Source organism: Shinella zoogloeoides (assembly GCF_030733845.1).
In the GTDB taxonomy this organism is placed as follows: domain Bacteria; phylum Pseudomonadota; class Alphaproteobacteria; order Rhizobiales; family Rhizobiaceae; genus Shinella; species Shinella zoogloeoides_C.
In genome coordinates this window covers 3,828,054-3,852,764 of the sequence record NZ_CP132311.1, presented here as the reverse complement: position 1 = coordinate 3,852,764, position 24,711 = coordinate 3,828,054, and the positions used below count along the sequence as shown (strand labels likewise).

The window sequence follows — 24,711 nt, the reverse complement described above, 5'->3', positions numbered from 1 at the left end:
ACAGCTTGGCGAAAACTGCATGCGGCGCGAAAACCGGGGGCGGTTTTACCGCGGCACCGCCCGAGCGAAAAATCCTTAGCGGCTCATTGCCCAATCGCGGATGCGCTGCAGCCCGACCTCGAGAAGCCGCACGGCGGCGGCCTCGTCGGCCGCCTCCACATAGCAACGCATTTCCGGCGCATTGCCCGAGGGGCGGAAATGGATGACGCTTGCGTCCTCCAGCGTCACGCGCAGCCCGTCGATGTCGCTCACCTTCTGCGGCACGCCGATCGGCGCCAGGAAGGCGGAAAGCGCGCCGGCGCCCGAGCGCAGCTCGGCCATCAGCGCGGCGCTGGTCTCGACCGGGAAGTTCTCCAGCCGGTCGCTCGCCGCGGCCGGCAGGGCGAATCCGGCAGCGATCCGCGATAGCGGCTGCTCCCCGGCCGCGCGCAGCGCCAGCACGGCCAGCACCGGCATCAGGCTGTCGCGGGTCGGCAACGGCGCGAGCCGCTGGCCGTTCACGGTGAAGGGCGTCGCCGTCAGCGTGCCGCCATTGGCCTCGAAGCCGGCAACGGCGGTTTCGCCCGCTGCGACCGCCTCGTTCATCGCGGCGATCACGAAGGGCGAGCCGACCTTCGTTCGCAGCACCGTGCCCTCCACGGCCGCCTCGATGCCGGAATTGGAGGTGACGGGCGTCGCGATCGCGGTGGCGCCAAGGAAACGGCTGGCGATGAGGCCGACGAGGTCGCCGCGGATGGGCGTGCCGGTCTCGTCGGTGATCAGCGGCCGGTCGCCGTCGCCGTCGGCGGATATGATAGCGTGCAGTCCGTGCTGCACGGCCCAGCCCTGCAGCAGCGCGACCGTCTCGCTGGAGACCGCCTCCGTATCGACGGGAATGAAGCTTTCCGAGCGGCCGAGCGCCACCACGTCCGCGCCGTAGTGGGCAAGCACCGAGACGAAGAGGTCGCGCGCCACGGTCGAGTGCTGGTAGACGCCGACCCGAAGGCCGTTGAGGGCGCCGTCCGGCAGGAGCGTGCGATTGCGCTCGCCATAGAGCGCTATGGCGGCGTCGTGCAGGCTCTCGGCGCTTTCCTGCGCGGCATCGAAGATGAGTCCTTCGGCGCGGATCGCCGCGGCGGCGGTGGTGATGGCGGCTTCGTCCGCCTTGTCGATCTCGCCGTCCGGCCGGTAGAACTTGATGCCGTTGCGGTCGGCGGGGATATGTGAACCCGTCACCATCAGGCAGGCGGCCTTGCGGGCGAGGCCGAGCAGGGCGAGCGCGGGCGTCGGCAGATCGCCGCAATCGCGCGGGGTAAGTCCGGCCTTGCGCAGCGCGGCGATGGCGATGGCCGAAATGGCCGGGCTGGAAGCGCGGAAGTCACGGCCGATCAGGATCTCGTCGCCCGGCTGTGCGATTCCCGCCGCCAGGAGATGGCGAGCGAAAGCCGTGGCATAAAGGGCGCTCGCCGGCCCTTCGAGGTCCACCGAAAGCCCCCGCAGGCCGCTGGTTCCGAATTTCAGGCTCATGCATTTCCCTCACGCTCTTGCGGATCGAAAATCCGGCGATACATCCGTTGTTGTACACCCGCAATCATGAATAAAACAAAATGCGTGAACGTAATGCCAGCAGGGACGTGACCGGGAAATATCCCGCCAGAAACAGTGAGGATCACATGTTGAAGATTCGAAATCTCGTTTTCGGTTGCGCGATGGGCATCGCCTCCGCAATCGCCCCCATGGGGGCGGCGCAAGCCGTCCCGCTTGCCGTGCCGGACATGAAGGTGCAGACGAAAAGCGACGTGCAGAGGGCGCAGGTGGAATTCTGCGTGGGCTACGGCTGCGACCGTCCGCGCTACTATCGCCGCCATCATCGTCCGTATTATGGCTATGAGCGCCGCTACTACCGTCCGCGCTATGAGCGGCCACGCTACTATGGCGGCGGGCGCAACGCACATGTGCGCTGGTGCATGAACCGCTACCGCACCTACGACCCCTACACCAACCGCTACCATGCCGGCGGCGGTATCTACCGGTCCTGCTATTCGCCCTACCGGTAAGCCGGGCTGTCGGAAAACGATCACGGGAACGGCGGGCTTCGGCCCGCCGTTTCTGCTTCAGCCGGGCGTATCGTCCGCCCGATCGGTATGACCGAGGTCGCGGCCGGGCTCGATGACATCGCGCACCCGCTGCTTCAATTCCTTCGGCCCCGGAAAGCCGCCGTCGCGCTTGCGCTCCCAAACGAGCGCCTCGCCGACACGGATCTCGAAATTGCCGCCGGTGCCGGGAATGAGGGCCACTTCGCCGAGCGCGTCGGAAAAGGTCGACAGAAGCTCCTGGGCCATCCAGCCGGCCCGCAGCAGCCAGTTGCACTGGGTGCAATAGAGAATGGAAACGCGCGGCTTTTCTGCGGACATGGCAATCTCCCCGTATCGAGGCCGCAGCATATAACGTCACGCGTCCTTTGGCACGCTGCCCGTCGCGATCGCTTCACGTAAATGTCAACTTAATTCATCATGTTTTGTCGGCGGACATCTTGTCGCAGCCGAAATCCTGTCGGAGAGGTGTTGCACTGCAACATTCCGACAGGAGACCCCATGACAGAGCTTGCCACCACCCGATCCCGCCTCATCATCCCCGCGCTTGGCGGCCTCTATGCGGCGCTGCACGACAGCGCCGAGACGATCCTTCGCGTCGCCGCCGGCCTGCTGCTCGTCACCCACGGCTACGGCAAGATCCTCAACCCCTTCGGCGCGAGCGGCATGGTCGAGAGCCTCGGCTTCTATCCCGGCGTCTTCTGGTCGCCGCTGCTTTCCGCCACCGAATTCTTCGGCGGCATCCTGATCGCGATCGGCCTCTTCACGCGCCCCGCCGCCTTCGCGGCAATGATCGTGCTCGCGGTCACCGTCTATTTCCACGGCGTCGTGCAGGGCGAAGGCCTGATGGGCGCGGAAAAGTCGATCCTCTGGGCGCTGATCATGTTCTTCTTCGTCATCCGCGGCGGCAACAGCCACTCGGTGGACGCGAAGCTCGGCCGTCAGTTCTGATCGGCCGTCCCGGACGGCTCCGGCCTTTGCCGCAGCCGTTCCCTGACGAGCGCGGCCAATATCTCGCCGTCATAGGGCTTGCGGGCGACGGGAATGGTCTCGAAGCCCGCGACGCCATCGACATGGATCTCTCCGACCGTTGTGAAGAGCAAGGGCACCTGCTCTTCGAGCATCCTCTCGATGCGGAACGCGACCGGCACCGCGTTCAGCGGCACGTCGAAAAGGCACAGGTCGACATCCGCCAGCGCGGCCGCGTCCCACTGGTCGAGCTGTTCCGGCCGGAGCAGCGTGATGCGGCAATCGAGCGCCGCCTTGATCAGGTATTCCGCGTCCAGCGCGATCAGGAACTCGCGTTCGGCGATCAAGATGTGCGGAAGAAAGGGTTCCATGGTGCCGCACTCCTCATTCCATGTGGAACCGCCGGAATCAGGGCGGTTCGGGAGGCGGACTGTGGGCCCGGACCCAAGGAGTGTCATTTAAATAAGACATAGGGATCGGCCGTACGGAACAAGCGCGGCCGCACCGCGTTCCATTGGCCAGCCCCGGTCCGAGGGCTGGCAACGAATGGGGCGAAGACAATATGGCAAGCAGCTCGACGGGTAACCATCCCTCGAAATGGCGCACGCCCTGCCATCAATGTCCCCTGCGCGAGCTTCCCGGTTTTCGCGATTTCTCGGCCAAGGAGCTGGATTTCGTCTCGCAGTTCAAGAGCGGGGAACTTCTCACCGAACGCGGCGCCACGATCCTCGTCGAGGGCATGCACAGCGCGCATCTCTTCACCGTGCTTTCCGGCTGGGCCTTCCGCTACAAGCTGCTGCCGGACGGGCGGCGGCAGATCATGAACTACGTGCTGCCAGGCGACCTCATCGGCCTGCAGGGCACGCTGATGGGCGAGATGGATCATTCCGTCGAGGCGCTGACGCCGGTGACGCTCTGCGTCTTCGAACGCTCCAAGCTGGAGCGGCTTTTCGAGCGCCACGCCTCGCTCGCCTACGACCTGACCTGGATCGCCGCGCACGAGGAGCGCATCCTCGACGAGCACCTGCTCAGCATCGGCCGGCGCACGGCGCTGGAGCGCACTGCCTATCTCATCTCGTTCCTGCACCAGCGCGCCCATGTGGCCGGCGTCAACGGCGGGCGGCGCGTCATCCCGATCACCCAGCAGCATGTCGCCGATACGCTCGGCCTGTCCCTCGTCCACACCAACAAGACGCTGCGCAAGCTCGCCGACCGCAAGCTGATGCGCTGGCAGGACCGCGGCTGCGAGATCATCGATCCGGACGGCCTTCAGGCGCTGGCGGGATGGGAAGGGCTGCCGCGCGGGCCGCGGCCCTTCATCTAGATCTGGTCGCTTACGCGACGTCCCAATGCAACGGGAACATCGGGTCGAACACCGTCACCGGCCCCGCGCCCGTCTCGATCTTCGCCGGGAAGGAAACGGGGGCTGCCCGCTTGACGAGGCGGATCGTCTCCTCGTTGGCGGGCAGGCCGTACCAGGCGGGACCGTTCAGCGAGGCGAAGGCTTCCAGCCTGTCGAGCGCACTTTCCTCCTCGAAGACATGGGCAAGGCAGCTCATCGTGTTGATCGAGGTGTAGATGCCGGCGCAGCCGCAGGCGCATTCCTTCAGCGGATCGACATGCGGCGCGGAATCCGTGCCGAGGAAGAAGCGCCTGTCTCCGGACGTCGCGGCGGCGCGCAGGGCCAGCCGGTGCTCCTCGCGCTTGGCGACGGGCAGGCAGTAATAGTGCGGCTTGATGCCGCCGACGAGGATGGCGTTGCGGTTGATGATCAGGTGATGCGTGGTGATCGAGCCGGCGAGGTTTTCCTTCGAGGCCTTGATGTAGTCGACGCCGTTCTTCGTCGTCACATGCTCCATGGTGACGCGCAGCTCCGGCAGACGCGTGCGTAGCGGATCCAGCACCGTCTCGATGAACACGGCCTCGCGGTCGAAGATATCGACCTCCGGCGTCGTCACCTCGCCGTGCACGCAGAGCGTCAGGCCGATCTTCGCCATGCGCTCCAGCACCGGCATCGCCTTGCTTATATCGCGCACGCCGCCATGGGAGTTCGTCGTCGCGCCCGCCGGATAGAGCTTTACCGCGCGGATCAGCCCGCTCCTGAAGCCGGCTTCCACATCGTCGGGGTTCGTGTTCTCGGTGAGATAGAGCGTCATCAGCGGCTCGAACCGGTCGTCATCGGGCAGGGCGGCGAGGATGCGGTCGCGGTAGGCGGCGGCGTCCGCCGTGGTGACGACGGGCGGCACGAGGTTCGGCATGATGATCGCGCGGGCGAAATGGCGGCTGGTGTCGCCGATCACGCCTTCCAGCATGGCCCCGTCGCGCAGGTGCAGGTGCCAGTCGTCCGGCCGGCGGATGGTGAGTTCAGTGGTCATCGCAGTCTCTCCCGTCTTCACGGGTTGCGATAGCACCGGAAGAGACGACGGACAATTCCTCAGAAGAGGTCGATGGTGAGATCGGCCGGGCGCGAGTTCTCCAGGATGCGCTTTCCGTTCGGCAGGTCGTTGCCGTAGAGCTTCCAGTGGATCTGGTCTTCCGGCAGTGCGTAGTCCAGCCAGCGCCGGCGCAGGCGCTCCTCCAACACGGCATAGGGCGGGCCGACGAAGATGGTGAAATCGAAGACGCCCTCGAGCCGGTCCCAGGGCGCATCCCTGAAGAGCAGGTAATTGCCTTCGGCGAGGATGAAGCGCGTCTGCGGCGCGATGGCGCGGGCCGCATTGATGGCGATCTCGCGCGAGCGGTCGAAGACCGGCACCAGCACTTCGCCGTCCGCCCGCTTCAGCGCCTGAACGATATCGACGAAGCCGCGGCCGTCGAAGCTCTCCGGCACGCCCTTGCGCGGCAGCAAGCCGCGTTCGGCAAGGATGCCGTTGTCCATGTGGAAACCGTCCATCGGCAGGATTTCGGCCGTCTCGCCGCGGGCAAGGAGCTTTTCCCGGAGCGCCTCGACCAGCGTCGACTTGCCGGCGCCCGGCGGGCCGGCAATGCCGATCATGAAGCGGCGCGCGTCCCCCGCGCGCCGCAGAAGGGCATCCACGATCGTGGTGGGCGATATCATGCCGCGACGGCCTCCGCCGGGACCTTCGCCCCCGTCATGAAGGCGACGGCGTCGGACATCGTGTAGTCCTTCGGGTTGATGACGGTGAGCCGCCGGCCGAGCCGGTGGATGTGGATGCGGTCGGCCACCTCGAAGACATGCGGCATGTTGTGCGAGATGAGCACGATCGGGATGCCGCGCCGGCGCACGTCGAGGATGAGTTCCAGGACGCGCCGGCTCTCCTTGACGCCAAGCGCGGCCGTCGGTTCGTCGAGGATGATGACCTTCGAGCCGAAGGCCGCCGCCCGGGCCACCGCGACGCCCTGGCGCTGGCCGCCCGAAAGCGTCTCCACCGCCTGGTTGATGTTCTGGATCGTCATCAGGCCGAGCTCGGACAGCTTGTCGCGGGCGAACTTTTCCATCGCCCCGCGGTCGAGCTTGCGGAAGACACTGCCCATGACGCCCGGCTTCCTGATCTCGCGGCCGAGGAACATGTTGTCCGCGATGGACAGAGCCGGCGAGAGCGCGAGGTTCTGGTAGACGGTCTCGATGCCGGCCTTCTGCGCATCGATCGGCGAGCGGAAGCTGACCGGCTGGCCCTCCAGCCTGATTTCGCCCTCGTCCGGCGTGATGGCGCCGGAGATCGCCTTGATCATCGAGGATTTTCCTGCGCCGTTGTCGCCGATGACAGCCAGGATCTCGCCGGGATAAAGGTCGAAATCCGCATTGTCGAGGGCGGTGACGCGGCCGTAGCGCTTGACGAGACCGCGCGCGGTAAGAATGGGTTCGAGAGCCATCAGCCTGCTACCTTTCTGATCCACTGGTCGATTGCCACTGCCGAGATGATGAGGACGCCGATCAGGAGATAGGTCCATTGCGGGTCCGTGCCGATGAGGCGAAGGCCGAGCGAGAAGACGCCGACGATGAGCGCCCCGAAGATCATGCCGAGGATCGAGCCGCGCCCGCCGAAGAGCGAGAGGCCGCCGATCACCACGGCGGTGATCGATTCGATGTTGGCGAACTGGCCGGCGGTCGGCGAGACCGAGCCGATGCGGCCGATGAGCGCCCAGCCGGCGAGCGCGCAGATGAGACCCGACAGCGTATAGACCGAGACCAGCATGCGCTTGACGTTGACGCCGGCGAGCTCCGCCGCGTCCGGGTCGTCGCCGACGGCATAGACATGGCGGCCCCAGGCGGTGTGGTTGAGCACGTACCAGAGGAGCGCGACCAGCAGCACCATGGCGATGACGCCGTAGGTGAAGACCGCCCCGCCCAGGCGGATGTTGTTGCCGAAGAACTGCAGGAGCGGCGCCTGCTTGGCGATGTCCTGCGAGCGGATCGTCTCGTTGGCCGAATAAAGGAAGTTCGACGCGAGGATGATCTGCCACATGCCGAGCGTGACGATGAAGGGTGGCAGCTTCATGCGGGCGACGAGCAGGCCGTTGACATAACCGCAGAGCGCGCCGCAGGCGAGGCCGCAGGCGACCGACGCGACGGGCGGCAGGCCGTAGCGGAAGGTGAACTGGCCCATGACGACGGACGAGAGCACCATGATCGCGCCGACCGACAGGTCGATGCCGGCGGTCAGGATGACCAGCGTCTGCGCAGCGCCGACAATGCCGACGATCGCCACCTGCTGGAGGATGAGCGTCATCGTGAAGGCGGAGAAGAATTTCCCGCCGAGGATGACGCCGAACACCGCCACCGACAGGACCAGCACGATCAGCGGCACGGCCGAAGGACTGCCGTGCAGGAAATGCTGGAACTTCTGAAGGGGCGTCTTGTCGTTGGTATCGAAGGATGCGACCTGCGTCGAACTGCCGGTGAGCACCTTCTCGAATTCCTGCGAGGGCTGCGAGGCCGTCGTTGTCTCACTCATGATCCTGTTCCTCCCTTCCGTGTGCCGACCGTCGCGGCATTGCCGGATGAAATGATGCACGGACGCATCGCGGCGCGCATCGTGCGCATCCGCCGCCTTCTGCGGGCGGCTCCCCCGTGAGCGGGCCATGATCCATCACGGCCGCTCCTCAAGGAGAAAGGTGCCCACGTCTCTTCGCGATTGTCAAAAGCCAAGGCGCGCCTTGCGTCGCCCGATCCGTCCGTGGCGGATGGCCGGCCCGGTCATGCCGGGCCGGCCCGGGGCCTTAGCCCCAGCACTTGTCCTTGCCGGTCTTGGTGTCGATCGACTCGACGCCGGCGGCCGGCTTGTCTGTCACGAGCGAGACGCCCGTGTCGAAGAAGTCCTTGCCTTCGGTGGCCTTCGGCTTCTCGCCGCTGTCGGCGAACTTCTTGATCGCCTCGATGCCGAGGGCGGCCATGGCCAGCGGATATTGCTGCGAGGTCGCGCCGATGACGCCGTCGATGACGTTCTGCACACCCGGGCAACCGCCGTCGACCGATACGATCAGCACGTCCTGCTCTTTGCCGACGGCCTTCAGCGCTTCATAGGCGCCGGCAGCGGCCGGCTCGTTGATCGTGTGCACGACGTTGATGGTCGGGTCTTTCTGCAAGAGGTTTTCCATGGCGGTGCGGCCGCCTTCCTCGTTGCCGTTGGTCACGTCATGGCCGACGATGCGCGGATCGTCCTCGTCGCCGATCTTGTTGATGTCCTTCACGTCGATGCCGAAGCCCTTCATGAAGCCCTGGTTGCGCAGGACGTCGACCGACGGCTGCGAGGGGGTGAGGTTGAGGAACGCGATCTTCGCGTCCTTGGCGCCGTCGCCGAGCGTCGCGGCGGCCCACTTGCCGATCAGTTCGCCGGCGAGCAGGTTGTCGGTGGCAAAGGTCATGTCGGCGGCATCGAGCGGTTCCAGCGGCGTGTCGAGCGCGATGACGAGCAGGCCGGCGTCACGCGCCTTCTGCACGGAGGGAACAATGCCCTTCGTGTCCGATGCGGTGATGAGGATGCCCTTCGCGCCGTCGGCGATGCAGGTCTCGATGGCGGCGACCTGGCTTTCCGAATCGCCGTCGATCTTGCCGGCATAGGACTTCAGCGTGACGCCGAGTTCCTTGGCTTTCGCCTCGGCGCCTTCCTTCATCTTGACGAAGAAGGGATTGGTGTCGGTCTTGGTGATCAGGCAGGCGCCGACATCGGCGGCAGAGGCCGGCGCGGCAAAGGCGACGCCGAGCGCAAGCGCGCCGAGAGCGGCGGAAATCATCGTCTTCTTCATGGTATCCTCCCAAGGACGAAACGGGATGCACCCCTCTCCTGGGGCCATCCGGTCGCCGGTGGCTGGACGGCTCTTCCGCCAGCCAACCGCGCTTCCGATCATGAGAAGAACACCAAAAGAAATGCCTGTCAATAAATAAATCGAATTGAATTATTAATCCGATGTGTCATGCTTCGGGAAAGATCGGGCGCAAGCCCCGGCTGCATCGTTTCCGGTGGAAGAGCGGAGCGCCAGCCGATAAGAGGACCGTAAGGGGCGCGTTACGCCCCGGCCGGCACGGGAGGAGACGATGACAAGAATTGCCGCGACGGCACCTGCGTCGCCGGCCGAAATCCTCGACCCGAGCGGGGGTGCCAACCAGGTGCGCGTGCGCGCCTACAACGAGCGCCTCGTCATGTCGCTGGTGCGCCGGCACGGCAGCCTTTCCAAGGCCGAGATCGCCCGGCGCAGCGGCCTTTCCGCCCAGACCGTCACCGTCATCATGCGGGCGCTGGAGGCCGAGGGACTGCTGATGCGCGGCGAACCGATGCGCGGCAAGGTCGGCCAGCCCTCGGTTCCCATGCTGCTCAATCCGGACGCGGTCTATTCCTTCGGGCTGAAGATCGGCCGGCGCAGCGCCGACCTCGTCATGATGGATTTCGTCGGCAATATCCGTCGGCAGGTCCGCCGCACCTATGCCTATCCCATGCCCGGCCCGCTGCTCGCCTTCATCGAGGAAGGGCTTGCCGAGCTGGAAGCGGCGATCACGCCGGAAGAACGCGGCCGCATTGCCGGCTTCGGCGTCGCCGCCCCCTTCGAGCTGTGGAGCTGGGCGCGCGAGGTGGGCGCGCCGCAGGCCGACATGGACCAGTGGCGCGGCGTGGATCTCGAGGCCGAGATCGCCAGGCGCGTGCCCTATACCGTCGCGCTGCAGAACGACGCCACCAGCGCCTGCGCGGCCGAACTCGTCTTCGGCCTCGGGCCGCAATATCCCGATTTCCTCTATCTCTTCATCGGCTCCTTCATCGGCGGCGGCGTGGTGCTGAATTCCGCGCTGTTCACCGGCCGCACCGGCACGGCGGGCGCCATCGGCCCGCTGCCCGTGCAGGGCCGCGACGGCGAGACGGTACAGCTTCTCAAGATCGCCTCGATCTACCGGCTGGAAAATCTCCTGCGCGAGCACGGCATCGATCCAACGCCGCTGTGGTATTCGCCGGACGGCTGGATCGACTTCGGCGCGCCGTTCGAGATATGGATCGAGGACATGGCGGCGGCGCTCGCCCAGGCGGTCGTCGCCTCGGCCTCCGTCATCGACTTTTCCGCCGTGATCATCGATGGCGGCTTTCCGGCCTGGGTGCGCGAGCGGGTCGTCGCGGCGACGCGCGCCGCCGTCGCCCGGCTCGACCTTCAGGGCGTCACCCTGCCCGACATCGTCGAGGGTGCCGTCGGCAGCAACGCCCGCTCGATCGGCGGGGCGAGCCTGCCGCTGTTCTCCCGCTATCTTCCCGACCACAACGTCCTCTTCAAGGAGCTTGCCTGAATGCTGAAAGGTATCGACCCGATCCTGAGCCCGGAGCTGCTGGCGACGCTGCGCGCCATGGGCCACGGCGACGAGATCGCCATCGTCGACGGCAACTATCCGGGCGTCGAGCATGCCCGCCGCCTCATCCGCCTCGATGGTGTGGCGCTGATCCCGACCCTCGATGCCGTGCTCTCGGTCATGCCTATCGACGATTTCGTCGAGGAGGCGATCTTCCGCTCCACTTTTCGCCAGGAGCGCGACACGCTGGAGCCGGTGCACCGCGAGATCATCGCCTGCTGCGCGAGGCACGAGCCGGCCCGCGCCGTCGTGCCGCTGGTCGGCGCCGATTTCTACGATCGCGTGCGCGCCGCCCATACGCTGGTGCAGACGAGCGAGCCGCGGCTCTATGCCAATGTGATCCTGCGCAAGGGCGTCATCTATCCCTGAGCGGCTTCTGTTTCCCGCGAAACAGCGGCGGGAAGGGCGATGTGAGACCTTCTGATCACCGGACGAGAGAGGCTCGTCCTTCAAGAGATCAGGAGAGACCCCATGCGCAAGTTCATCATTTCCGCCGCCGTCGCCGTCATCGCCGCCGTTTCCTTCGCCGCCCCCTCGCAGGCCGGCTACTACAGCTACGGCTACCAACCGACCTGCTTCGTCAAGAAGATCCACTCCTACGACTACTACGGCAACCTCATCGTCAAGAAGATCCGCGTCTGCCGCTGATCCCGCCCTTCGCCGATCCTCCCTGCCTCGCCCGGCTCGCAAGAGCCGGGTTCTTTCCGTCTCCGGCTCTTGAATGCGGCGAAAGGGCGTGATTGTCTCGCCCGACATTGAAATCGGGAGTATCGCATGCGGGTTCTGGTGGTGGAAAACGACAAGGTGACGCTGCTCGGGCAGATCGGCATCGCCCTTCAGGAGGCCGGCGCCGAGCTCGACATCTGCCGCCCGCATGCCGGCGACGCCATTCCCGCGGACCACACCGCCCACGACGCCATCATCGTCATGGGCGGGCCGCAGAATGCGCTGGACGACGAGAGCCACACCTATCTGCCGGCGCTCGCCGCGCTGATGCGCCGCTTCGGCGATGCGGACAAGTCGGTGCTCGGCGTCTGCCTCGGCAGCCAGCTTCTCGCCCGGGCCTATGGCGGGCAGAACCATATCGGCACCACACCGGAATTCGGCTGGTGCTCCGTGGCGCTGACGGCGGACGGCGCGGCCGACCCGGTGCTTTCGGCCGCCGCCGGTTCCTTCCCGATCTTCCAGTGGCACAGCGACACGTTCACGCTGCCAGACGGCGCGGTGCGGCTCGCCACCAGCGGCGGCGCCGAAAACCAGGCCTTCCGCATCGGCCGGGCGGTCTATGGCACCCAGTTCCATTTCGAGGCGAACCGGTCGGTCGTCGAGGAATGGGCGGCGACCTTTCCGGACTATATCGAGAAACAGGCGCCCGGCTGGCTGGAGCGGCGCGCCAGCCTTGCCGCCGAATACGGCCCCAGCGCCGAGGCCACCGGCCTTGCCCTTGCCCGCGCCTTCGTGGCGACGATCACCGCCGCCAAGAGCCGGCGCGTCGCCTAGCCAAGCGCCATGGCGAAGCGCCTTGCCGCTTCATGCAGCACATCGGGTGCAAAACCCGAAAAGCCGATCACGAGGCCCTGCCGCGGCGGATTGGTGACGGCCATGGTGGAGAGGGCACGCACGCCGAACCCCGCCCGGCGGGCGATCTCCACCGCCGCCACATCCTCCAGCCCGGCCGGCAGGCCCGCGACGAGGTGCAGGCCCTGGTCCGGCACGGTGACCGAGAGGCCGGGCGCTGCCGCAAGCCCCGCAACCAGCGTATCGCGCGCCGCCTGCGCATGCCGGCGGGCGCGGCGCAGATGTGCGGCGAAATGGCCTTCGCGGATGAGGTCGGTCAGCGCGGCTTCGGCCAGCGTCGGCGGGCTGCGATCGGTGCGGGCGCGCAGCGCCATGACCGTCTCCAGCAGCGGATCGGGGATCACGGCATAGCCGAGGCGCAGGCCGGGAAAGAGCACCTTGGAGAAGGTGCCGAGATAGATCACCCGTCCGCTGTCGTCCATGCCCTGCATGGCGGCGAGCGGCGGCCCGGCGAAGCGGAACTCGCTGTCGTAATCGTCCTCGATGATCCAGCCGCCCGTTTCCCGCGCCCAGTCGATGAGGGCGAGCCGGCGGCGCATGCTCATGGTAACGCCGAGCGGAAACTGGTGCGACGGCGTCACATAGACCGCGCGGGCGCCCGGTGCGGCAAGCGCGATGTCCGCGCCTTCCGCATCCACCGCAAGGCCGGACAGCGCAAGGCCACTACCGGCGAAGGCGGCGCGGGCGCTCGGATAACACGGGTCCTCGATCATCACCCGGTCGCCTAGCGTCAGGGTGCTGCGGATGACGAGGTCGATGCCCTGCTGCGTGCCGGTCGTGATGACGATCGAGCGCGCCTCGCAGCGCACGCCGCGCGCCTGGCGAAGATAGGCGGCGACTGCCTGGCGCAGCGCTTCGCCGCCGCGCGGATCGCCGTAGTGGAAGTGCTCGGGGCCGGGACGGGCCAGATGCCGTGTGAGCAGGCTGCGGAAACGGTTCAAGGTGCGCGCGTCGGCCATGGCGACGCCGAGCGTGCCGGGCAGCGGCATTTTCGGCTCCGCGGCTTCCGGTTCCCTTGGGGCGGTCGGCTTCACGGTCGGCACGCGATCGGCGACGAAGGTGCCCGCGCCGGTGCGGGCAACGGCAAAGCCCTCGGCGATCAGTGTCTCGAAGGCGGCGACCACGCTGCCGCGCGAGGTCTTCAGCCGCCGCGCGAGATCACGCGAGGGGGGCAGCTTGCTGCCGGGCGGAATGGCACCGGCCTCGATCAGGCGGCGCAGTTCCCGATAGAGCGCCAGCGTGCGCTTGCCGGCTGCCGGCAGGACGGGCACGAGCAGGGACCAATCCGGAAGATTGGTCCGATTTTTTGGCTTCTGATTGGTGCTTTTCCGGTCCAATGACATGGCGCACCATGGCGGCCTCTTCTTCGAAAGGCAAGACCGCATGACCGCCGAGACCCGTTCCTACCCCGTCACCCCGCGCAACCGCGTCAAGCGCATGCACGAACGCGGCAGCTATGACCGCGACGCCGGTCACGCCATCCTTGACGCCGCCATGCTCTGTCACGTCGCCTATGTCATCGACGGCCAGCCCTATGCGACGCCGACGCTGTTCTGGCGCAAGGGCGATACGCTCTACTGGCACGGCTCCTCCGCCAGCCGCATGCTGCGCCACCTCAAGACCGGCACGCCGGCCTGCCTCACCGTCGCCCATCTCGACGGGCTGGTGCTCGCCCGCTCCGGCTTCAACCATTCGGCCAACTACCGCTCCGCCATGTGCTTCGGCACCGCGCGGCTGGTCGAGGACCCGGACGAGAAGATCGAGGCGATGCGCGACGTCGTCGACCGCTTCTACCCGGAGCGCAGCGCGCTGCTGCGCCCGATCACGCCGCAGGAGGCCAAGGCCACCACGATCATCGCCATGCCGATCGACGAAGCCGCCGCCAAGGTACGTGCCAAGGGCGTCGGCGACGACGAGGAGGACTTTGCCCTGCCCATCTGGGCCGGCATCATCCCCGTCACCACCGTTCTCGGCACGGCGCAAACCTGCCACCGGCTGATCGACGGCGTCGAGAAGCCGGAAACCCTGTCGATCTTTCCGGCAGAGGGCCGACTCGATACGGCACTATTGGCGGGACAACGGCTCTACGAGGGCGGCTGAGGGTTTTTTCCATACGCGCGGTGGGCACGCCCGCCCCCCGCCTCCAATGCTCTCCTCTCCTCCAGCATGACGGAGGAGAGAAGGCGCGCGACGACACAGAATGCCGCGCCGGTGCTTGCCTTCGGCCGGCACAGCGGCTAGACAGCCCTTGCGCGGGACGACCTGCGCCTTGTTCGTTCCGGGGACGGCCCCTTTTCTCGCAATCGAGATCAGGATGCCCCGTTGAACCCTTCCCACCCCTCCCTTCCTAGACCAGCCTTGCGGTTTTCGCGCGCCGTGCATCGCCCTTTGGCGATTGCGGCCTATGTTCCGCATGCTGGCGCCTTTTCGAGGACAGACCATGGCCGGACCCATTGAACAATTCCAGATCAAGCCGCTGATCCCCTTCGAGCTCGGCGGGCTCGACCTGAGCTTCACCAATTCCTCCGCCTACATGGCGCTGACCGTGGCCGCCGCCACCGGCTTCCTGCTTCTTGCGACGCGCGCAAGGAGCCTCGTGCCCGGCCGCGGGCAGGCGAGCGCCGAAATTGTCTACGAATTCATCGCCAAGACGCTGCGCGCCAATGCGGGCGAGGAGGGCATGCGCTTCTTCCCGCTGGTCTTCTCGCTGTTCATGTTCATCCTCGTCGCGAACCTTCTCGGCATGTTCCCCTATGCCTTCACGGTGACGAGCCATCTCATCGTCACCTTCGCGCTGGCCATCACGGTCTTCGCAACCGTCACGCTCTACGGCCTGTTCCGCCACGGCGCCGGCTTCCTGCGGCTCTTCGTGCCGACGGGCGTGCCGCTGATCCTGACGCCGATCATCGTGCCGATCGAGGTGATTTCCTATCTCTCGCGTCCCGTCAGCCACTCCGTGCGTCTCTTCGCCGTCATGCTGGCCGGCCATATTACGCTGAAGGTCTTTGCCGGCTTCGTCGTCTCGATGGGCGGGCTCGGCACGCTCGGCATGCTGGGAGCGGTGCTGCCCTTTTCCATGACGGTGGCACTGACGGCGCTGGAGCTGCTGATGGCGGTCATCCAAGCCTATGTCTTCACCATGCTGACCTGCATGTATCTGAGCGACGCGCTGCATCCCGGCCATTGAGGCACAAAAGGAAAGGGCGGCCGAGGCCGCCCTTTGTCATTCGTCGCCCATCTTGAGGGCGGCGATGAAGGCTTCCTGCGGGATCTCCACCTTGCCGAACTGGCGCATGCGCTTCTTGCCGGCCTTCTGCTTGTCCAGCAGCTTGCGCTTGCGGGTGGCGTCACCCCCGTAGCACTTGGCGGTGACGTCCTTGCGCAGCGCCGAGATGGTCTCTCGGGCGATCACGTTGCCGCCGATGGCAGCCTGGATCGGGATCTTGAACATGTGCTTGGGGATCAGCTCCTTGAGCTTCTCGCACATTTCGCGACCGCGCTTTTCGGCGGCCATGCGGTGCACCATCATTGACAGCGCATCGACCGGTTCGCCGTTCACCAGGATCGACATCTTCACCAGATTGCCTTCCTTGTGGTCGGTGATCTGGTAGTCGAAGGAGGCATAGCCCTTTGAGATCGACTTCAGGCGATCGTAGAAGTCGAAGACGACTTCGTTGAGCGGCAGGTCGTAGGTCAGCATGGCGCGCGTGCCGACATAGGTCAGCTCGATCTGGATGCCGCGGCGGTCCTGGCAGAGCTTCAGGATGCCGCCGAGATAATCGTCCGGGGTCAGGATCGTCGCACGGATCCACGGCTCGTGGATTTCGGCGATCTTCACGACGTCGGGCATGTCGGCCGGGTTGTGCAGCTCGCGCTCTGAACCGTCGGTCATGAAAAGCTTGTAGACAACCGAAGGGGCCGTCGCGATCAGGTCGAGGTCGAACTCGCGCTCCAGGCGCTCCTGGATGATTTCCAGATGCAGCAGGCCGAGGAAGCCGCAGCGGAAACCGAAGCCGAGGGCGGCGGAGCTCTCCATCTCGAAGGAGAAGGAGGCGTCGTTGAGGCGCAGCTTGCCCATCGCCGAGCGCAGGTCCTCGAAATCGGCCGCATCGACCGGGAAGAGGCCGCAGAAGACGACCGGCTGGGCCGGCTTGAAGCCCGGCAGGGCCTTGGCCGTCGGGCGCTTGTCCTCGGTGATCGTGTCGCCGACGCGGGTATCGGCCACTTCCTTGATCGAGGCGGTGATGAAGCCGATCTCGCCGGGGCCGAGGCTATCCACCGCGACCATCTTGGGCGTCAGCACACCGACGCGCTCGATGGTGTATTTCGCGTCCGTGCCCATCATGCGTACGGTCTGGCCCTTGGTGAGCCGGCCCTCGATGACGCGCACGAGAACCATGACGCCGAGATAGGTGTCGTACCAGCTGTCGACGAGCAGCGCCTTCAGCGGCGCCTTCTCGCCGCCCTCGCTCTTGGGCGCGGGCAGGCGCTGGACGATGGCTTCCAGCACGTCCGGGATGCCGAGGCCGGTCTTGGCGGAGATCAGCACCGCGTCGGACGCGTCGATGCCGATGACTTCCTCGATCTGCTCGCGGATGCGGTCGGGTTCGGCCGCCGGCAGGTCAATCTTGTTGAGGACCGTGACGAGCTCGTGGTTGTTGTCGATCGCCTGATAGACGTTGGCGAGCGTCTGGGCTTCCACTCCCTGGGACGCGTCGACGACGAGCAGCGAGCCCTCGCAGGCCGACAGCGAACGCGAGACTTCGTAGGCGAAGTCGACGTGGCCGGGCGTATCGATGAGGTTCAGCACATAGGTCTCGCCGTCGTTCGCCTTGTAGTGCAGGCGCACGGTCTGGGCCTTGATGGTGATGCCGCGCTCGCGCTCGATGTCCATGTTGTCGAGGACCTGCTCCGACATCTCGCGGTCGGCAAGGCCGCCGGTCGACTGGATCAGCCGGTCGGCAAGCGTCGACTTGCCGTGGTCGATATGGGCCACGATCGAGAAATTGCGGATATGGTCGAGGGGCGTCGAATTATTGGTGCTCATGCGCGCCATATAGCAGCGCGCAGGATTCCCGCAAAGCGGTAAATGAAGGGTTTCTGCGCCGCAAGCGCCGCTATTCCGGGGCCTTGTCGCCTTCCACCAACGCGCCGGCATTCGGCACCTGCGCGCTGCGGATCTCGAAACCCTCCCGCGCCTCGGGCGGCACCGTCTCGCGCAGGCGCAGGCGATGGGCGACGAAGGCGGCGTAGAGCAGCGCGACGGCCATCGCGGCATAGATGAAAGTCTGCGGGCCGAAGACGGGCGTCAGGGCCGTGACGCCGAGCGGCACGATGGTCGCCGAGGTGGACCAGGCGACCAGCAGCGTGGACGCGAGCGGCACGAAATCTTCCGGGTCGGTGCGGTCGTTGGCATGGGCGTTGGCGATGGAATAGACGCTTTCGACGGCGCCGGCCCACAGCGCGAAGACAAGCATCAGCACGAGGAAAGCGCCGAAGGAGACGAAGAGCGCGGCGACCGCGGTGCCCGCGATCAGCAGGCAGGTGAAGATCAGCACGATACGCCGGTCGATGCGGTCGGAGAGCGTGCCGAGCGGGTATTGCACGAAGATCAGCCCGAACTGCATGACGAACATCAGCAGCGCCACATCCGTCTGGCCGACATTGTTGGTGGCGGCATAGATCGGCGTGAAACCCTGCACGACCATGGAAAGCCCGCCGGCAGCGAGCACGCCGATGAGCGCGACCGGCGAATTGCGCCAGGCCATGGCGAAATCGAGATTGACGCGGGCCGGCGGCGGCGGGGTGGGCAACTTGGTCAGGCCGATGGGCAGGAGGGCGATGGTGGTGACGAAGATGGTGACGAGCGGCGCGAGGTTGCCGTCCGCCGGCATGCGGCCGAACAACCATGCGCCGACGCCGAGGCCCAGCACATAGGCCATGTAGAAGAACGACATGGCCTTGCCGCGCCAGCGGTTGTCGGCCGCGTGGTTGAGCCAGCTCTGGGCGATAATGAAATTGGAATTGCCGGCGACGCCGTAGAGGCCGCGGGCAAGCACCCAGAGGATGGGATTGACGCCGAGCGCCACGAGGAAAGCGGCGATGATGACGAGCGCCAGCGAGCAGGAAAAAGCGCGCGCATGGCCGACGCGGCGGATGACCGGGCCGGCGATGACGCAGCCGATGAGCCCGCCGAAGGCGATGGCCGTGACGGCCGCGCCCGGCGTCCACGAGGGCGCGGCGGCGCGCGACAGCACATAGGGCACATAGGCGAGCATGATGCCGTTGCCGATGGCGACGAAGGTCATGGAGACGACAATGGCGGTGATGGAAAAGAGCGACGATGCCCGCTGTGTCTCACCCGTCATTCGTGCGCTCCCCGATTCTGCCGCGCCACCTTATCCGGCCGGGTGATGTCGCATTGTCGCCGGAGCGGCATGGCGGGAAATTATTTTGAGATGGGGTGATGCCGATTGACTCCATCATAAGAGATAATTATTCCACAATAATGGAAAATGAAACCGACCCTCTCGAAAGCGCCATCGGCGAGCGGCTGCGGCTGCTGCGCCTGGCGCGCAGCCAGACGCTCGACGACCTCGCGAATTCCTCCGGCGTCAGCCGCGCGATGATCTCGCGCATCGAGCGCGGCGAGGCCAGCCCGACGGCGCAACTGCTCTCGCGGCTCTGCGCGGCGCTGGACCTGACGCTCTCGGCCTTCTTCGCCTTTTCGCAAGGGGACGGCGATCCCCTGTCGCGGCGGGAGGCGCAGCCGGTCTGGCGCGATCCGGAGACGGGCTACCAGCGCCGCGCCGTCTCGCCGGCGGGGACAGGCGCGCGGGTCGAGGTGATCGAGGTGGAGTTTCCCGCCGGCGCGCGCATCGCCTATCCGCCGGAGACGGCGAGGGCCGGCATGACGCAGCATGTCTGGCTGTTTTCCGGTGCGCTGCGCATGACGATCGCCGGAACGGTGCACGCGCTTCGCCCCGGCGACTGCCTCCATATGAGCATTACCGAGGGCCATGTCTTCGAAAATCCCGGCGAGGCGCCGGCGCATTATGCCGTGGTGCTGGACCGCGGCAGACCCTGAGCCGAGAGGAAACGATGAGCGACATCAAACTGCTCGACCACGCGCAAGCCCGCGCCCGCACGGGAGAACTTGCCGCGGTGCTGGCCGACTGCGTGGCCGGCGGCGCCTCCGTCGGCTTCATGGCGCCCTATGGGCCGGCCGATGCCCTGCCCTTCTGGGAGGGCGTCGCGGAGGCGGTCGGCGAGGGGGCAACGGTGCTCCTTGCCGCCGAGCGGGACGGCCGGATCGTCGGCACCGTGCAGGTCGGCATCCGCCAGATGCCGAACCAGCCGCACCGGGCGGACATCAAGAAGCTGCTGGTGATGGAAAGCGAGCGCGGGCGCGGCCTTGCCCGAGCGCTGATGGCCGCGGCGGAGCGGGAAGCCGCCCGCCGCGGCAAGACCGTGCTGGTGCTCGACACTGCCACCGGCAGCCCCGCCGAGACGGTCTACGAGCGCCTCGGCTGGCAGCGCGCCGGCGTCATCCCCGACTATGCGCTCTATCCGGACGGCCGCTACTGCGCGACGACGTTCTTCTACAAGCGGATCGGGGACGCCGCGTAAACGCCTAGGATCGATCGACATTCAGTTCAGGCCGGCATGGGCTGAGGGCGATCGGTCCTAACGGTTCGCCATCGAGGCCATGCGCTGCGGGTAGCGCCCGCCCGCCACCTTGGCCGGCGACAGGAGGTCGCCGAGGCGGGCGGCTTCCTCGGCCGTCAGCGCCACGTCGGCGGCGGCGACGTTCTGTTCGAGATGCGGCACCTTGCTGGCGCCGGGGATCGGCACGATGAAATCGCCCTGTGCCAGCACCCAGGCGAGCGCAAGCTGCGCCGGGGCGACGTCCTTCTCCTTCGCCATCTCCTCCAGCAATGCCACCAGCGCGAGGTTGGCGTCGAAATTCTCCGCGTCGAAGCGCGGCAGCGAGCGGCGGAAATCGTCGGCCGAGAGCCCCTCGAGCTTCTTCAGCGCGCCTGTCAGCACGCCGCGGCCGAGCGGGCTGAACGGCACGAAGCCGATGCCGAGCGCGCGGCAGGCCTCCAGCACACCGTTCTCCTCCACGTCGCGGGTCCACAGCGAATATTCGCTCTGCACGGCGGCGATCGGGTGCACGGCATGCGCCTTGCTAATGGTCTCGGCGCCGGCCTCCGAGAGGCCGAGCGCCTTGACCTTGCCTTCGCGCACGAGGTCCGCCATCGCGCCCACCGTTTCCTCGATCGGCACGGCGGGATCGACGCGGTGCTGGTAGAAGAGATCGATCACCTCGACGCCGAGCCGCTTCAGCGAGGCCTCTGCGACGGCTTTTACGTTTTCCGGCCGGCTGTCCGTACCGGCGATCATTTCGGCGGACGGCTTGGTGGCGTCGATGCGGAAGCCGAACTTGGTGGCGATCGCCACCTTCTCGCGCACCGGCTTCAGCGCCTTGCCGACGAGGATCTCGTTCTTGTAGGGGCCGTAGACCTCGGCCGTGTCGAACAGGGTAACGCCGAGATCGACGGCGCGGTGCAGCGTGCGGATGGCCGCGGTCTCGTCGGCCGAGGGACCGTAGGCGTGGCTCATGCCCATGCAGCCGAGGCCGAGGGCGGAGACGTCGAGGGTGCCGAGTTTTCTGTGTTTCATGGCAAAATCCTTCTCTGGGACCCGAAGCGGGCCGCGAACCGGGCGGCGGGCGATCCGCCGTCATCCGGCAAGGCGCAATCTAAGGCGCGGCGCTTCGTCTGAAAATTGCTGCAAAAGCCAATGGGTTGTTCTATCTGTTGGAACAATGAACCGCACCCAGCTTTCGCAACTCGCCGTGCTCGCCATCGTCGCGGAAGCGCGCTCCTTCCGCAAGGCCGCGGCCGAGCTCGGCATCGCGCCCTCCGCCGTCAGCCATGCCATCTCGGCGCTGGAGGCGAGCCTCGGCGTGCGGCTCATCGCCCGCACCACCCGCAGCGTCGCGCCGACCGAGGAGGGCCGGCTGCTGCTCGACACGCTCGCCCCGGCGCTTGCCGACATCGGCACCGTCATGGAGGCGCTCGCCGACCGGCAGAGCCGGCCCGCCGGGCCGCTGCGCATCACCATGCCGCTGATCGCCGCCGAGGACATCGTCATGCCGCGCCTCGGCGCGTTCCTCATCGCCTATCCCGAGATCGAGCTGGAGCTGCGCACGGACGACCGCTTCGAGGACATCGTCGAAAAGGGCTTCGATGCGGGCCTGAGGCTGGGCGAGCACCTGGAGGCGGACATGATCGCGGTGCGGGCGAGCGGGCCGTGGCGGGGCCTGATCGTCGGCGCGCCTTCCTATTTCGCGGCGCATCCGAAACCCCTCCAGCCACGCGACCTGATGCAGCATCGCTGCATCCGCCGGCGCTTTTCGAGCGGGCGGATCTACCGCTGGGAACTGGAGAAGGACGGACGGCTGGTGACGGTCGACGTCAAGGGGCCGCTGATCGTCTCGGACCAGCGACTGATGCGGGCGGCGGCGATGGACGGCGCGGGCCTTGCCTATGTCTTCGACCAGCGGGTGGCCGACGACATCGCGGCGGGCCGGCTGGTCCCGGTGCTGGAGGATTGGTGCCCGGCCTTCGACGGCTTCTCGATCTACTATCCCACACGCCGCCAGATGCGCCCGGCGCTGCGCGCCTTCGTCGATTTCTTCCGCTATAAAGGTTAGGTCTGCAGGCGATAGCGGATATGCCCGTCCGTCTCGACATAACTGTCGTAGAGCCTGCGGGCCCCGGCGTTGTCGTGGCGGGTGTGCCAGTAGATGCCGCGCCAGCCGTGGCGTTTCGAGATGGCGACGAGATCGTCGATCAGCGCGCGGCCGATGCCCTTGCCGCGCGCGGTCTCGTCGACGAACAGGTCTTCGAGATAGCCCTCCGGCGCAATGTCCCAGGTGGACTCGTGATAGTGGTGGATGGCGAAGCCCAGCACCTTCCCGTCCTCCTCGGCAACGCGCATCGAGACACGCGAGCCGGCATCGAGGATGCGGGCCCAGGTGAAGGCCGTGACCTCCTCCGGCACATCGGTCTTGTAGAAGGCGAGGTAGCCGGCCCAGAGCCTGCGAAAGGCCGCCTCGTCCCTCTCGACCGCATCGCGGATGGTGAGGGCCATGGTCACGCCCCCGCCTTGTCGAGCGCGGCAACCGCTTCGGTGGAGAGCGTCAGCGCCGCCGCCTTGGTCAGGCTGGCGAGCTGGGCCAGGCTGGTGGCGCTGGCGATGGGCGCCGTCACGGCGGGTTTCGCCATCAGCCAGGCAAGCGCGATCTCCGCCGGCCTTGCGCCCGTTTCGGGCGCGACCCGATCGAGCGCCGCAAGGATGCGCTGGCCCTTCTCATCGAGGTAACGGGCGACATCCTCGCCGCGCGCCCTGCCCTCGGTGTCGGCCTTCGTGCGGTATTTGCTGGTCAGGAACCCGGAGGCGAGGCTGTAATAGGTGATGACGCCGATATCCTCCTTCTCGCAGAGATCGGCCAGCGCGCCCTCAAAGCCGGCGCGGTCGTAGAGATTGTATTCCGGCTGGAGCGCGCCATAGCGCGGCAGCCCGGCCTTGTCGGCGGCCTCGAAGGAGGCCTGCAACTGGCCGGCATCGAGATTGGAAGCGCCGAAAGCGCGCACCTTGCCGGCCGCGACGAGGCTTGCATGGGCTTCCAGCGTTTCCTCATAGGGCGTTTCATCGTCCGGCCAGTGCGAGAGGTAGAGGTCGATATGATCGGTCTCAAGGCGCTTCAGCGAGGCCTCGACCGCCTCGACGATCCAGGACTTCCCGAGGTCCCGCCGGCCCTGCCCCATGTCGGAGCCGACCTTGGTGATGATCACCACCTTGTCGCGCGCAATGCCCGAGCGCTTCAGCCACCTGCCGATGATCGCCTCGGATTCGCCGCCAGCGTTGCCCGGCGCCCAGCGGGAATAGACGTCCGCCGTGTCGATGGCGTTGAAGCCGGCGCCTGTGAAGGCGTCCAGCAGATCGAAGGAGGTCTTCTCGTCGGCCGTCCAGCCGAAGACATTGCCGCCGAAGACGAGCGGCGCGATCGACAGGCCGGTCTTGCCGAGGGAGCGGAGCTGCATGGGACCTCCAAGGGGTTCGTGCTGAAAAGGGTTTTGCCCAACATAGGGTGAAGGGGAGGTCTTTGCACGCGGCGCGGCCGATTTTTTACGGAGCCCCGCGCTTGCGAGGAACGTACCTCGGGACTAGTCTCCCCGCCGCAATCAGGGAGACATCACCATGCTGCGTTTCGGAATCCTGTCGACGGCCAAGATCGGCCGCGAACTCGTCGTGCCGGCCATCCAGGACGCGGAAAACTGCGTCGTCGCCGCAATCGCCAGCCGCGACCGTGCCAAGGCACGCGCCATGGCGGACCGCTTCTCCGTGCCGCATGCCTTCGGCTCCTACGAGGAGATGCTGGCCTCCGACACGATCGACGCCGTCTATATCCCGCTGCCGACCTCGCAGCATGTGGAATGGTCGATCAAGGCGGCGGATGCCGGCAAGCATGTGCTGTGCGAAAAGCCGATCGCCCTCGATGCCGGTGAGATCGGCGCGCTGATCGAAGCGCGCGAGCGCAACAAGGTGCTGATCTGCGAGGCCTACATGGTCACCTACAGCCCCGTCTGGCGCAAGGTCCGCGCGCTGCTGGCGGAAGGGGCGATCGGCCGGCTGCGCCATGTGCAGGGCGCCTTCACCTATTTCAACCGCGATCCCGGCAACATGCGCAACGTGCCGGCGCTCGGCGGCGGCGGCCTGCCGGATATCGGCGTCTACCCGACGATCACCACGCGCTTTGTCACCGGCAGGGAGCCGGTGCGCGTGCAGGCGAGCACCGACCGCGACCCGGATTTCGGCACCGACATCTATTCGAGCGTGCGCGCCGATTTCGGCGACTTCGAGCTGTCCTTCTACATCTCCACCCAGCTTGCCCAGCGCCAGGTCATGGTGTTCCACGGCGACAAGGGCTTCATCGAGGTGAAGTCGCCGTTCAACGCCGACCGCTACGGCGCGGAGGAAATCGAGCTGACCAACCAGAGCCATGGCGAGAGCCAGCTCTTCCGTTTCCAGGACGCACGCCAGTACAAGCGCCAGGCCGAAGCCTTCACCAGGGCGGCGCTCGGCGAGAACGAGGAGGTGGTGACGCTCGAAAGCTCTGTTAACAACCAGAAGCTCATCGACGCCATCTACCGCGCCAGCGAGAAAGACGGCTGGGAGGCGGTTTGAGCTTCAGCGCCGGAAAGGTCACGGACAAACCAAAGGCCGCGGATCGCT

At 66.6% G+C, this 24,711-nt stretch carries 27 protein-coding genes; 13 read left to right on the top strand and 14 right to left on the bottom strand.

The features are described from left to right. Positions 1–75 precede the first annotated feature (75 nt). The gene (locus tag Q9316_RS19870) at positions 76–1,506 is read right to left on the bottom strand and encodes a phosphomannomutase (protein ID WP_306033282.1); all 1,431 of its coding nucleotides are present in this window, start codon (positions 1,504–1,506) and stop codon (positions 76–78) included. Between the two features lie 146 nt (positions 1,507–1,652). On the opposite strand from Q9316_RS19870, the gene Q9316_RS19865 reads away from it, so the two are divergent. Further along, positions 1,653–2,036, top strand: a complete 384-nt coding sequence (locus Q9316_RS19865; protein ID WP_306033281.1) for a BA14K family protein — start codon at positions 1,653–1,655, stop codon at positions 2,034–2,036. A gap of 57 nt (positions 2,037–2,093) precedes the next feature. Here the strand turns inward: Q9316_RS19865 and Q9316_RS19860 are convergent, their stop codons facing one another. Then, positions 2,094–2,393: a SelT/SelW/SelH family protein gene (locus tag Q9316_RS19860; protein WP_306033280.1), complete on the bottom strand. Its 300-nt coding sequence runs from the start codon at positions 2,391–2,393 to the stop codon at positions 2,094–2,096. Between the two features lie 180 nt (positions 2,394–2,573). Here Q9316_RS19860 and Q9316_RS19855 point away from each other — a divergent pair, with 180 nt between their 5' ends. Further along, positions 2,574–3,023: a DoxX family protein gene (locus Q9316_RS19855; RefSeq protein ID WP_306033279.1), complete on the top strand. Its 450-nt coding sequence runs from the start codon at positions 2,574–2,576 to the stop codon at positions 3,021–3,023. On the opposite strand, the gene Q9316_RS19850 is transcribed toward Q9316_RS19855, so the two are convergent. Then, a complete protein-coding gene (locus Q9316_RS19850) occupies positions 3,014–3,412 on the bottom strand; it encodes a hypothetical protein (RefSeq protein WP_306033278.1) in 399 nt (132 codons plus the stop codon). The two genes, Q9316_RS19855 and Q9316_RS19850, sit on opposite strands and share 10 nt — an antisense overlap. Before the next feature lie 191 nt (positions 3,413–3,603). On the opposite strand from Q9316_RS19850, the gene Q9316_RS19845 reads away from it, so the two are divergent. Then, positions 3,604–4,365 (top strand): Crp/Fnr family transcriptional regulator, encoded by a 762-nt coding sequence (locus Q9316_RS19845; protein ID WP_306033277.1) that lies wholly within the window; start codon positions 3,604–3,606, stop codon positions 4,363–4,365. A 10-nt stretch (positions 4,366–4,375) separates the two neighbouring features. On the opposite strand, the gene pyrC is transcribed toward Q9316_RS19845, so the two are convergent. The 5 genes from pyrC to Q9316_RS19820 form a co-directional block, all read right to left on the bottom strand. Further along, positions 4,376–5,416: a dihydroorotase gene (gene pyrC / locus Q9316_RS19840; protein ID WP_306033276.1), complete on the bottom strand. Its 1,041-nt coding sequence runs from the start codon at positions 5,414–5,416 to the stop codon at positions 4,376–4,378. A 59-nt stretch (positions 5,417–5,475) separates the two neighbouring features. Further along, positions 5,476–6,099, bottom strand: coding sequence for a nucleoside triphosphate hydrolase (locus tag Q9316_RS19835; RefSeq protein ID WP_306033275.1), 624 nt, complete (start codon positions 6,097–6,099; stop codon positions 5,476–5,478). After that, positions 6,096–6,875, bottom strand: a complete 780-nt coding sequence (locus tag Q9316_RS19830; RefSeq protein WP_306033274.1) for an ATP-binding cassette domain-containing protein — start codon at positions 6,873–6,875, stop codon at positions 6,096–6,098. Before Q9316_RS19830 ends, Q9316_RS19835 begins: the two co-directional genes overlap by 4 nt. After that, positions 6,875–7,957 carry an ABC transporter permease gene (locus Q9316_RS19825; RefSeq protein WP_306033273.1) on the bottom strand — a complete coding sequence of 361 codons (1,083 nt, stop codon included), beginning with the start codon at positions 7,955–7,957 and terminating at the stop codon, positions 6,875–6,877. The genes Q9316_RS19830 and Q9316_RS19825 overlap by 1 nt, the downstream gene beginning before the upstream one ends. Before the next feature lie 265 nt (positions 7,958–8,222). Further along, a complete protein-coding gene (locus Q9316_RS19820) occupies positions 8,223–9,248 on the bottom strand; it encodes a sugar ABC transporter substrate-binding protein (protein WP_306033272.1) in 1,026 nt (341 codons plus the stop codon). 289 nt (positions 9,249–9,537) lie between these two features. Here Q9316_RS19820 and Q9316_RS19815 point away from each other — a divergent pair, with 289 nt between their 5' ends. The 4 genes from Q9316_RS19815 to Q9316_RS19800 all read left to right on the top strand — a co-directional run bounded on the left by Q9316_RS19815 (position 9,538) and on the right by Q9316_RS19800 (position 12,327). Further along, entirely contained in the window at positions 9,538–10,767 is a 1,230-nt protein-coding gene (locus Q9316_RS19815) for an ROK family transcriptional regulator (RefSeq protein WP_306033271.1), read from the top strand. Further along, a complete protein-coding gene (locus Q9316_RS19810) occupies positions 10,768–11,196 on the top strand; it encodes an RbsD/FucU family protein (protein WP_306033270.1) in 429 nt (142 codons plus the stop codon). 102 nt (positions 11,197–11,298) lie between these two features. Then, positions 11,299–11,475 (top strand): hypothetical protein, encoded by a 177-nt coding sequence (locus Q9316_RS19805; RefSeq protein ID WP_306033269.1) that lies wholly within the window; start codon positions 11,299–11,301, stop codon positions 11,473–11,475. A gap of 126 nt (positions 11,476–11,601) precedes the next feature. Next, positions 11,602–12,327 carry a type 1 glutamine amidotransferase gene (locus tag Q9316_RS19800; RefSeq protein WP_306033268.1) on the top strand — a complete coding sequence of 242 codons (726 nt, stop codon included), beginning with the start codon at positions 11,602–11,604 and terminating at the stop codon, positions 12,325–12,327. Here the strand turns inward: Q9316_RS19800 and pdxR are convergent. Then, positions 12,324–13,676 (bottom strand): MocR-like pyridoxine biosynthesis transcription factor PdxR, encoded by a 1,353-nt coding sequence (gene pdxR, locus Q9316_RS19795; RefSeq protein ID WP_306033267.1) that lies wholly within the window; start codon positions 13,674–13,676, stop codon positions 12,324–12,326. The two genes, Q9316_RS19800 and pdxR, sit on opposite strands and share 4 nt — an antisense overlap. Positions 13,677–13,788: 112 nt before the next feature. Between pdxR and Q9316_RS19790 the strand changes: the two genes are divergently transcribed. Beyond that, positions 13,789–14,505, top strand: a complete 717-nt coding sequence (locus tag Q9316_RS19790; RefSeq protein ID WP_306033266.1) for a pyridoxamine 5'-phosphate oxidase family protein — start codon at positions 13,789–13,791, stop codon at positions 14,503–14,505. Between the two features lie 340 nt (positions 14,506–14,845). Beyond that, on the top strand, positions 14,846–15,592 hold the full coding sequence (locus Q9316_RS19785; RefSeq protein WP_306033265.1) for a F0F1 ATP synthase subunit A: 747 nt from the start codon (positions 14,846–14,848) through the stop codon (positions 15,590–15,592). A 36-nt stretch (positions 15,593–15,628) separates the two neighbouring features. Here Q9316_RS19785 and lepA read toward each other — a convergent pair whose 3' ends face one another. Both lepA and Q9316_RS19775 read right to left on the bottom strand, forming a co-directional pair. Then, positions 15,629–17,461: a translation elongation factor 4 gene (gene lepA, locus Q9316_RS19780; protein WP_306033264.1), complete on the bottom strand. Its 1,833-nt coding sequence runs from the start codon at positions 17,459–17,461 to the stop codon at positions 15,629–15,631. A 61-nt stretch (positions 17,462–17,522) separates the two neighbouring features. Then, entirely contained in the window at positions 17,523–18,773 is a 1,251-nt protein-coding gene (locus Q9316_RS19775) for an MFS transporter (protein ID WP_306033263.1), read from the bottom strand. Between the two features lie 140 nt (positions 18,774–18,913). On the opposite strand from Q9316_RS19775, the gene Q9316_RS19770 reads away from it, so the two are divergent. After that, positions 18,914–19,492 (top strand): helix-turn-helix domain-containing protein, encoded by a 579-nt coding sequence (locus Q9316_RS19770; RefSeq protein WP_306033262.1) that lies wholly within the window; start codon positions 18,914–18,916, stop codon positions 19,490–19,492. A gap of 14 nt (positions 19,493–19,506) precedes the next feature. Beyond that, complete coding sequence (locus Q9316_RS19765; RefSeq protein ID WP_306033261.1) at positions 19,507–20,034, top strand: GNAT family N-acetyltransferase; 528 nt, start codon at positions 19,507–19,509, stop codon at positions 20,032–20,034. A 57-nt stretch (positions 20,035–20,091) separates the two neighbouring features. On the opposite strand, the gene Q9316_RS19760 is transcribed toward Q9316_RS19765, so the two are convergent. Further along, a complete protein-coding gene (locus Q9316_RS19760) occupies positions 20,092–21,090 on the bottom strand; it encodes an aldo/keto reductase (protein WP_306033260.1) in 999 nt (332 codons plus the stop codon). Between the two features lie 145 nt (positions 21,091–21,235). On the opposite strand from Q9316_RS19760, the gene Q9316_RS19755 reads away from it, so the two are divergent. After that, positions 21,236–22,126 carry a LysR family transcriptional regulator gene (locus tag Q9316_RS19755; protein WP_306033259.1) on the top strand — a complete coding sequence of 297 codons (891 nt, stop codon included), beginning with the start codon at positions 21,236–21,238 and terminating at the stop codon, positions 22,124–22,126. Here the strand turns inward: Q9316_RS19755 and Q9316_RS19750 are convergent. Continuing rightward, positions 22,123–22,566 carry a GNAT family N-acetyltransferase gene (locus tag Q9316_RS19750; RefSeq protein WP_306033258.1) on the bottom strand — a complete coding sequence of 148 codons (444 nt, stop codon included), beginning with the start codon at positions 22,564–22,566 and terminating at the stop codon, positions 22,123–22,125. The two genes, Q9316_RS19755 and Q9316_RS19750, sit on opposite strands and share 4 nt — an antisense overlap. A gap of 2 nt (positions 22,567–22,568) precedes the next feature. Further along, a complete protein-coding gene (locus Q9316_RS19745; protein ID WP_306033257.1) occupies positions 22,569–23,519 on the bottom strand; it encodes an aldo/keto reductase in 951 nt (316 codons plus the stop codon). 157 nt (positions 23,520–23,676) lie between these two features. Here Q9316_RS19745 and Q9316_RS19740 point away from each other — a divergent pair, with 157 nt between their 5' ends. Beyond that, on the top strand, positions 23,677–24,663 hold the full coding sequence (locus Q9316_RS19740; RefSeq protein ID WP_306033256.1) for a Gfo/Idh/MocA family protein: 987 nt from the start codon (positions 23,677–23,679) through the stop codon (positions 24,661–24,663). Positions 24,664–24,711: the final 48 nt, after the last annotated feature.